Consider the following 9,195-nt stretch of genomic DNA (forward strand, 5'->3'; position numbering starts at 1 on the left):
CATGGACGAAAAAGGCCGGCGTTCCGGTCGAGGCGAAAGTCGCCGCGATCTTGCGGCCGATGTGGCCGGACTTGCCGAGACCGGTGACGATCAGCCGTCCCTTGGCGCTGCGGATCATGTCGGCAGCAGCGGCGAATGCAGGCCCGAGATCGGAGTTCAGGGCTGCGGCAAGCGCAGTCACGCCGCCGGCCTCCGCCTCGAACGTCCGCAACGCGGACTCGATCGCGGCCGTCGCCTGATCGGTCATGGCGGATGTTGCCGGTCGTGATTTTAGCGAAGTCATGCCTGGTTCCGCGATGAGACGGACGAGTGTCGTTGCGATCTGCTTTAGCACGCCGGCGCGTACCATGCGATGCAGCATTCCCGTCTCAACGGCCCATTAACCATAATTGTTTTAACTCCATTAACGATAGTCGCGCCTCACGGCGCGCCTTTGCAAGCATAAGTTCCTGCTGGAGTTTTTCGGGTCGTGACTTTGGGTCCAGCGACGGGCCGCCGCCAGCGCGCCTCCCTGTGGCGCGCGGTTTTGGCCTGCCTTGTCCTCATCGGTCCCGGATGCCTGACGGCCGAGGCGCAAACGCTCACCCGCGATCTGATGAATCCGGTCCGTGGCGGATTCTTCCAGCCGCAGGATTCCGATTTGCGCAGGATCAGCGACGCCGGCGCGGACGATGCCGCGCCTGCCTCGTCGACGGCAGCCCCCTCGCGCATCGGCCGGATTCCGGATTACGGCGTGTCTGCCGCAGCGGGGGCGGGCGACACCGGTTACGACTCGCTCAATCGACGCCGCAAGAAGCCGAAGCTTTATTCCGGCGCGCCGAAACCGAAGCAGCCGCCGGGGCCAGGCAACTTCATTGCCGTTCCGCCGCCGCCGCCATTGTCGGTGCCGCCGTCATCGACCGCGAACAAGCCTCCCGTCGCGCCGGCGATGGCGGGAAGGGTGGACGGACAACCCGCACGCCGCCGCTTGAAGCGTGATGACGATCCGTTCGGCGCGGTCGGCAATTATGTCGGCGGTTTCCTCGTCAAGTCGGCGGTGGAGTTGTCGGGCGGCTACGACACCAATCCTGGCCGGTTCGACAAGCCGAAGGGATCGGCGTTCTATATGGTGTCGCCCGAATTCGTGGCGGCATCCGACTGGGAACGCCATTCCCTGCTCGTCGATCTGCGCGGCTCGTTTACGGGTTACGAGAGGACATTTCCTCCGGGATTCGACAATTCCGGCCAGCCGGTCGCGTCGCCGGTGCCGACCAACGTGGATCGGCCGGATTTCACCGGAAAGGCCGATGGACGCCTCGACGTGACGCACGATACCCGCCTCAATTCGGAGCTGCGGTTGCGGATCGGCACCGACAATCCCGGCAGCCCCAATATCCAGGCCGGTCTCGCGCGGTATCCGCTTTATGCGACCACCGGCGGGACGGCCGGCATCGAGCACGACTTCAACCGCCTGCAAGTCTCGTTGAACGGGACCGTGGACCGCACGACGTATCAGGACTCGCGGCTGACGGACGGCACCTCGACGCCCAATGACGACCGCAACTTCAACCAGTACGGCGGCATCGCGCGCGTCAGCTACGATCTGATGCCTGGGGTCAAGCCGTTCGGCGAGGTCGAAGCGGACACGCGCGTCCACGACACGCGGCTCGACCGCAACGGCTTCCAGCGCGATTCCAGCGGCGGCTATGCCAAGGCCGGGACCAGCTTCGAGTTCACGCGGCTGCTGACCGGCGAAGCCTCGATCGGCTACGCCGCGCGGAGCTACGCCGACCCGCGCCTCAACCAGTTGACCGGCCTGCTCACCAGCGCGTCGCTGGTGTGGTCGGCGACGCCGTTGACAACCGCGAAGTTCATCTCCGTCACGTCGGTGGACGAATCCACGCTGGCCGGCGTCTCCGGCGTGCTGACGCGCACCTATACCTTCGAGGTCGATCACGATTTCCGCCGCTGGCTGAGCGCGGTCGGCAGGTTCACCTACGGCACGCAGGATTATCAGGGCTCGACCCGCTCCGACGAGATCTACTCGATCTCCGGCGATCTGGTTTACAAGCTGACCCGCGAATTCCAGATCAAGGCGCAGGTGCGCCGCGACATGCTGAGCTCGAACATTTCCGGCGCGAGTTCGGCATCGACCGTGGTGATGCTCGGCGTCCGGCTGCAGCGGTAGGTGTTGGTGTCCGTCATGCGAGCCGCGATAACGCTCGGCGATGCTCGTGCATCAATAGGAACGCGCGATAACGGCGCTCGAAGAAGTCGCGCGATGCGGGGGTCGGCTGCACGGTGCGGCCGATCCGGGTCATCGCCGCGGCGGCGGCCGTGAGCGACGGATAGAGCCCGCAGCCGGCGGCGGCGACACATGCGGTTCCCGAAAGCACGCCGTCGGGTTGTTCGGGCAGGGAGACCGAGACCCCGGCCGCGTCGGCGTAAAGCTGGACCAGCAGCGGGCTCGTGGCATGGCCTCCGGTCAACCGTATCTGATCGATGGCGTAGCCGGCGTCGTTCAGGGCATCGATGATATGTCGCGTTCCCAGCGCGATGCCGATCGCGGTCGCGAAATAAAGCCGGGTCAGCGAATCGGCGGAGGCATCGAGGCGCAGACCGTGGATCACGCCGACGGAATCGGGATCGGCGAGCGGGGAGCGGTTGCCGTGAAAGTCCGGCAACACATGCAGGCCCTCGACGAACGCCAGGCCGCTCTCGGCCAGCGCGGCCTCGATCCGTGCCGCCATCACCGCGTGGCGGTCCGCGCCGAGCGATTGTCCCTCGGCGTGGAGGTCGAGGATATGATCGAGCAGCGAGCCGGTGGCGGATTGGCCGGCCTCGTTCAGCCAGTAGCCCGGCAGCATCGCGTCGTAATAGGGACCCCATACGCCTGGGATTTGCCTCGGATCGGGCGAGGCCGCCATGTGGCATGAGGAGGTGCCGGCGATCATGGCGAGCGTCTCGTTGAGCCCGGCGGCGTCGAGCCCGCCGAGGACACCGATGCCGCCGGCATGCGCATCGATCGCGCCGACGCCGACGATGCAGTCGCCGGGCAGTCCAAGTTCGGCGGCGCTTTGGGCTGTCAGGGGACCCGCGCTCGATCCGATCGATTGCGTCAAGGCGGGAAGCGACGCCCTGTCCTGCAAATCGTCGAGCCCGATGCGCGACAGGAAATCGCCTTGCCAGCCGGGTTTCTCGTGGGCGAGATAGGTCCATTTGCATGTCACGGTGCAGGTTGAGATCGCGGCCTGTCCCGTCGCCTTCCATGTCAGGAAGTCGGTAAGATCGAGCACAAGCCCATAGCGGCTCCACGCATCGGGACAATGCCGCTTCAGCCAGAGCAGCTTGGGAATTTCCATTTCCGGCGACATCACCTTGCCGACATGGTCCAGCACGCGATGGCGGGTGGCCGTGATCTGTTCGGCTTCCGCGGTGGCGCGATGGTCGGCCCACATGATGACGTTCCAGCGATCCTCGCCGGTCACCGAAACCGTGACCGGCCGGCCGGCGCGGTCAAGGGCGACGAGCGAGCAGGTGGCGTCGAAGGCGATGCCCTTGACCTCATCCGCTGCGATGTGTCCGACCGCAACGGCTCCGCGCACCGCCTGGCAGACCGCGGTCCAGATTTCGTCCGAACTCTGTTCGGCATGATCGGGCAGGGGATGTGCGGTCGAAAACGGAGCTTCGGCGCGCGCAAGCAGGATGCCGCGCTTGTCGAACACGCCGGCGCGCGCGCTGCTCGATCCGACGTCCACCGCGATCACGAGACCTCGCATGCAGGCATCTACAGATGAAGCGCCGCGGTCGTGTCAAGAAGGTTGTGCGGGCGGGAGCCTATTTGAAGATCTCGCAGACCGTTGCGCGATCGGGTCGGCGCAGGCTGGCGTTGCGGGCCGATACGAGGCGCCACCACGCATCCAGCGATTCGCGGTCGCAGTGCAATTTGACGGTCATGCCGCCGGCGAACGTGATCCAGTCTGAAAAATGGTGGGTCGGCACCGCGATCACGACCGGAATGTCGGCGCCGAGCGCGTGTGCGATCAGGTGGGCAAGGCCCTTGCCCTCGCGCTCCTGGCGGCCGAAGCGGTTGACGATCAGGATGTCCGCGCCTTCGTCGAGGATTCTCGCAATCCGCTCGCCGACGCCGGTCAACTGTCCGACGTCGAGCCGGCACCCCGCCGAAGCGTTCCTGTCCTGAAATAGTTGAAGTTGCTCGCCGGTAGGAACAAGCGTCGCCGACAGGCTCGCATCGGGACAGTAACGGCCGAGTTGAACGATGCCCACGGCCCGGTGGCCGTTGGCGTTCAGACCCGAGGCGAACTCACGCAGGATCGCGTCCGGATCCTGACCTTCCGTATAAACCAGGGCAGCGAGGTCGCATTGGGCGTCGAACATGATTCGCCTCCTCGATCAACGTCGCGGCGCTCGCCGCGATTTTCCGGCCAAGTCCCGACGTTATAGCTAAACATATATCACGTTGGGAGGATCAGGCCAGCGCGGAACGCTGCCGGCGGTCGACTGTTTGGGCTGAGCCTCGCCGGTCGCCCGACGTCGTGGCGTTTCGGATCAACGAGCCCTGGTGTCTTTGTCTCGTTCCACGTTTTTTTTCGGGTGCCGGATATCGTTCCGCAGCGCCTCGAGTTCCTTGTGGACGGCAGTTGAGGCATCGCGCTCGATCTTGCGATAGCGAGCGACCAGGGAGACCCCGAACGGGGTCAGGACCGCGCCGCCGCCATTCTTGCCGCCGGTCTGCCGCGCGACCGCGGCCTGCCGGCAGATGCGGTTTATTTCATCGACGAGATCCCAGGCGCGCTTATAGGACATGTCCATGGCGCGTCCGGCGGCCGAAATCGAACCGCAAGCCTGTATGCTCTCGAGCAACTCGATTTTGCCCGGTCCAATACGGCCCTTTGGGTCGAGATCGATCCGCAAGCTCAACGAGGGGATTGATTTGTTGGATGAAGCCTGCATGTCACGCCCGATGGTATCTGGAAACAGAAACTATACATCATTCCATGTTGAACGTCAGCTTTCGAATGATGCTATCGAGTGCGCTTGCCCTTCGAGAAGAGCGGGCGGTACTAATCCACGATCACCTTGCCGTGTTGGAAGTGATTCGCGCGCACAGTGGCCGCGAGCGCGCTATGGCGCGGCGGACCGTTCGGTTCCGGGCAAGCCTCGTCCGGCCAAGTCTTGTGCGGCCAAGTCTTGTGCGGCCACGTCTCGTCCGGCCAGGTCGCGCACCAGCGCCTCGATGCGGTCCAGATCCCGCACATGCAGATCCCGTTGAGGGTTCGGAAGGTTGATTCCCTCCTTGCGGAAGCGTTTGAGTATCTGGAGCCTGACCTCGTTGGCGGCACCGGCGTCGATGCCGATATGCGCGACGTGAAAGAACACCGTGAATTCCAGGGCGTCGGCGCCGAAATTGCCGAGAACGGCAAACGGCTCGGGTGATTTCAGCGCGCGGGGGTGGTGGGCGACGATATCGAGCAGGATTTCGATGACCTTGTCCGGATCGGCATCATAGGAGGTGCCGACCGCTACCGACAGGCGGGCCGAATAGCTGCCATGCATCCAGTTGACCACCTGCCCGCTGATCAGGTCCGCGTTCGGAACGATCACCGAGACGTTGTCGTAGGTCGCGATTTCGGTGGCGCGCACGTTGATGCGTTTCACGACGCCCATGCGGGTGCCGACCTCGATGCGGTCTCCGACCTTGATCGGGCGCTCCACGAGGAGAATCAGTCCTGAAACGAAGTTGTTGATAATGGATTGCAGACCGAATCCGATGCCGACCGACAGTGCACCGGCGACGATGGCGACGTTTTGCAGGTTGAGGCCGACATAGGATAGCGCGATCAGGGTGGCGAGAATGACGCCGGCATACCCAGCCCCCGTGCCGATCGAACTGCGAACGCCGACATCGAGACTGGTTTCCGGCAGGAAACGCTCCTCAAGCCAGCGCTTGAGCGCGCGCGTGGCCACGACGCCGATGATAAAAACCGCAACCGCGCCGAGAATCACGGACGGCGCGATGGTGATATTGCCGATCTGGATGCTGAAGAACGCCGTGGACATCGACGTGGCGAGGTCGTCGGAACGGATTCCCCAGGTCGTGAGCACAACGAAGGCCGTCAACCCGATCAGCGCCAGTTGAACGAGGCCGCCGAGCACCGCCGCGATCTGGCGGACCGCGCTGCTGCCCAGACCCGCGGTTTGCCGCAAAAAGCGGCCGACCGCGCCGTGAAACGCAAAAGTCGCATTGACGAGAACCGCTGCGAACCGGCTCAGCAGCACGAAGCTCATCAGCGCGGCGATCACCACCACCATTTCGATCGTGATAAACCGGCCCAAGGCGACATATCCCGCGAGCGGTCCGAAAATGGCGGCCATGGCCATCACCCAGCCGACCGGAATCAGCAGGCGCCACGCCGACTTGTTCACTGCGGTCGATGGGGAGGGAGTGGTTTCGTCGTCGGCTTCGGTTGTGGCCGCAACGCGAAGCGCGCCCATGAAGAGCAGCGCCTTGGCAATGGCGACCACGCCCCGGCTTGCAATCGAAAGTTCGATCGGCGCTCTGATCGCGAGGTTGATGGCGTCCACAACCACGCCGAACGCGATGACCATGGCGAGCAGCACCGCGTAGGATATCAGGCCGTCGGCAGCGGCATTGTCCATTTCGATCAGACGCCAGGTCGGACGTCCCGGCGCCAGCACCGCGATCGTCAGGCGGACGAAGAAGAAGCCGAAGGTGATGCCGATGAACAAGGCGCGAACGATCGGACTCACGTCGTCGGGCAGCACTCCGAGCATCATGAGCGCCTGATAGAGCACGAGCAGCGAGACGGCGGTGAGCGCGGTGTCCGCAAGGACGATGACGGCGGCCGACCCGGTCTTCCGCAGCGGGCTCGGACTGGCGATCTCGGGATCGCGTTTTGTCCAGCGCGACCACCAGCGCCGGCCCGGCGACAGGAAGAACCCCAGCACAACGACGGCAGCGATTGCGAAACCCGACGCCGCGCGAAGCGGTTGTGACGCCAGCACCCGGCCCCATTTGGAGAGGAGATCGGTCAAGTGGCCGGCGGCAACCGGAACGGCCGTGGCGGCGGTGATCCAGAACGTGGGATTGACCAGGCTCGCGGAGCGTTGCAGCACCGAATCGTTGAACATCGCGCGCCGTCGATCGGAAATCGCCTCGATCGTCTGCTGAGCCCGCACGTTGATGAGCTTGGCCTGCTGAATGATGCCCTGCCGCGCGGCAACTTCAGCCAGCAACTTGGCGCGCTCGAGTTTCACATCGTCAGATGGCGGAGCGGTCGCGTCGGGGCTTGGCGCGAGTTCGGCCGCCCGTGCAGTCGCTGCTTCGAGCGGCGGCGTGATTTCAGAGATCAGGTCGCGCGCTTCACCCTGCGTGGCAGCGGTCCGGTTTCGCAGATTGTTCAACACGGCATCGTCGATCACATGGGCGCCGAGGACAGCTTCGATCTGATCGAGCGTCTGCTTCCAGCCGTCGAGTTTCGACTGCGCTTGAGGAAACTGCGGTGCCGGAACGGACGGCAGATCTTCAGCGGGAGCCGCCGGCGGAGGCGCGGCCGCCGGGCTTGCCGGCTTGGCGGTGCCGCCATTTCCGGGAGCCGGCGTTCCGGCGTGCAACGGCAGCCACGCTAGAAACACGATGAAGAAAATTGCCGCGCGGATTATCTTCATGGCTCTCTTGCCTATCGTAACAGTGCTGAAATTGACGATGCAGCCTTCCGGAACGGAAGGCGAAGCCGGCCATGACGGTTGTTGTCCGGCTATGCGATGCGCGTGAGGCGCGCCATTTTGATTTGGCGGTACGATAGGCAGAAATCCGCCTATTGTATGTATTTCAGTTCAGCCGCTGCTTGCTTGAATGGCAGGCGCAGCCGCGTCCCGTCAATGCCTGCATCCGTTCGTCGATGCCCGGCTCGATTCGTTGATGCAAATAACCTGAACCGAACCGGTCCTGCTGAGCTGACATGCCCGCGGGCGGTTCGGCGATGTCGCCGGATGGCGCATATACCTTATTGATATTATTTGTATTTATTTGGCTCTGGCCTGAGTGATGAACCTCACGGTCTCCCCGGCACCGATGATCCAGGATGCGCCATCGACAATGGCCGCAGAGTTCATCGCAATCGAGGAGCCAAAGATGACCACCGTTCGTACCGAGATTTTCCGTCAGATCGCCGTGACCCTGACTATCACAGGTTTCTTCGTCATGCAGGCCAGCGCGAGCCACGCCTTCACGGCCGAAGCGCAACGGCAGTGCACCGGCGATGCGTTCCGCCTGTGCAGCTCTGAAATTCCGGATATCGGCCGGATCACCGCCTGCATGGTCAAGAATCGCCCCAGCCTCAGTTCGGGCTGCCGCGTCGAGCTCGACAAGGGTTTGGCCGCTGCGAAATCGCACAAGGTCGCCGAGCAGTAAGCGGTCGCGCGTCTTCGCCGGTTGCTATCGGTTGGTGATCCCCGTCATACTCGCCTATGATTGGGCAAGTACCGCAAGGTGGTCCGTTGCGCAGCGGACAGTGAGGAATACCAGATGGCAGGTATCAGCCCGCCTGCGAATCCGTCGTCAGAACCGGATTACGACGATAACTATGCCGCCATGATGGCGCGAGCACGGGCGCTCGTGCCGCAATTGCGCGAGCGGGCCGCGAGGACGGAAGAGTTGCGGCGGCTGCCACCCGAGACCGAGAAGGATTTTCATGCGGCCGGCTTGTTCAGGATTCTGCAGCCCAGGCGGGTCGGCGGCTCCGAATTCGACTACGTGGCTCTCGTCGACTTCGCGGAAGCGATCGCCATGGCCGACGCATCCGCGGCGTGGACGCTGGCGAACCTTGCGAGCCATCACTGGATGCTCGGCATGTTCGAAAGCCAGGCGCAGGACGCCGTCTGGAGCAAGGATGCGACCGCATTGATCGCTTCATCCTTCGTATTTCCGTCCGGCCGCGCCAGGAAGGTCGAGGGCGGTTACCGGTTGCAGGGCCACTGGCCGTTTTCGTCCGGTGTGGATTGCTGCGACTGGAACATGCTCGCGGGGATCGTCTCATCCGATGATGAAGCCGACGGCATCGAATACAGGATTTTTCTGCTTCCCCGCGAAGACTACCGCGTTATCGACATGTGGAACGCCGCCGGCCTGAAAGGAACGGGCTCCAACGACGTCGCTGTCGACGACGTTTTCGT

Annotated in this window: 8 protein-coding genes; 3 read left to right on the forward strand and 5 right to left on the reverse strand. The window is 63.8% G+C overall.

Translation table 11 applies throughout. From position 1 onward, the window contains the following. On the reverse strand, positions 1 to 247 hold a 247-nt coding region (locus tag ACMDCM_RS16870; protein ID WP_412774803.1), incomplete at its 3' end, for an SIS domain-containing protein. 222 nt (positions 248 to 469) lie between these two features. On the opposite strand from ACMDCM_RS16870, the gene ACMDCM_RS16875 reads away from it, so the two are divergent. Beyond that, positions 470 to 2,167 (forward strand): outer membrane beta-barrel protein, encoded by a 1,698-nt coding sequence (locus tag ACMDCM_RS16875; protein WP_412774804.1) that lies wholly within the window; start codon positions 470 to 472, stop codon positions 2,165 to 2,167. 13 nt (positions 2,168 to 2,180) lie between these two features. Here the strand turns inward: ACMDCM_RS16875 and ACMDCM_RS16880 are convergent, their stop codons facing one another. The 4 genes from ACMDCM_RS16880 to ACMDCM_RS16895 form a co-directional block, all read right to left on the reverse strand. After that, positions 2,181 to 3,758, reverse strand: coding sequence for an FGGY-family carbohydrate kinase (locus ACMDCM_RS16880; RefSeq protein ID WP_412774805.1), 1,578 nt, complete (start codon positions 3,756 to 3,758; stop codon positions 2,181 to 2,183). Positions 3,759 to 3,816: 58 nt separating this feature from the next. Next, positions 3,817 to 4,377 (reverse strand): DUF2478 domain-containing protein, encoded by a 561-nt coding sequence (locus ACMDCM_RS16885; protein ID WP_412774806.1) that lies wholly within the window; start codon positions 4,375 to 4,377, stop codon positions 3,817 to 3,819. Positions 4,378 to 4,548: 171 nt separating this feature from the next. After that, positions 4,549 to 4,953 (reverse strand): winged helix-turn-helix domain-containing protein, encoded by a 405-nt coding sequence (locus ACMDCM_RS16890; protein WP_412774807.1) that lies wholly within the window; start codon positions 4,951 to 4,953, stop codon positions 4,549 to 4,551. 171 nt (positions 4,954 to 5,124) lie between these two features. Further along, positions 5,125 to 7,689 (reverse strand): DUF3772 domain-containing protein, encoded by a 2,565-nt coding sequence (locus ACMDCM_RS16895; RefSeq protein ID WP_412774808.1) that lies wholly within the window; start codon positions 7,687 to 7,689, stop codon positions 5,125 to 5,127. A gap of 466 nt (positions 7,690 to 8,155) precedes the next feature. Here ACMDCM_RS16895 and ACMDCM_RS16900 point away from each other — a divergent pair, with 466 nt between their 5' ends. Together ACMDCM_RS16900 and ACMDCM_RS16905 are read left to right on the forward strand one after the other, a co-directional pair. Next, entirely contained in the window at positions 8,156 to 8,434 is a 279-nt protein-coding gene (locus ACMDCM_RS16900) for a hypothetical protein (protein WP_412774809.1), read from the forward strand. Between the two features lie 114 nt (positions 8,435 to 8,548). Next, the coding region (locus ACMDCM_RS16905) for an acyl-CoA dehydrogenase family protein (RefSeq protein ID WP_412774810.1) at positions 8,549 to 9,195 on the forward strand (647 nt) is incomplete at its 3' end.

This window comes from Nitrobacter sp. (assembly GCF_047149785.1).
GTDB lineage: Bacteria > Pseudomonadota > Alphaproteobacteria > Rhizobiales > Xanthobacteraceae > Nitrobacter.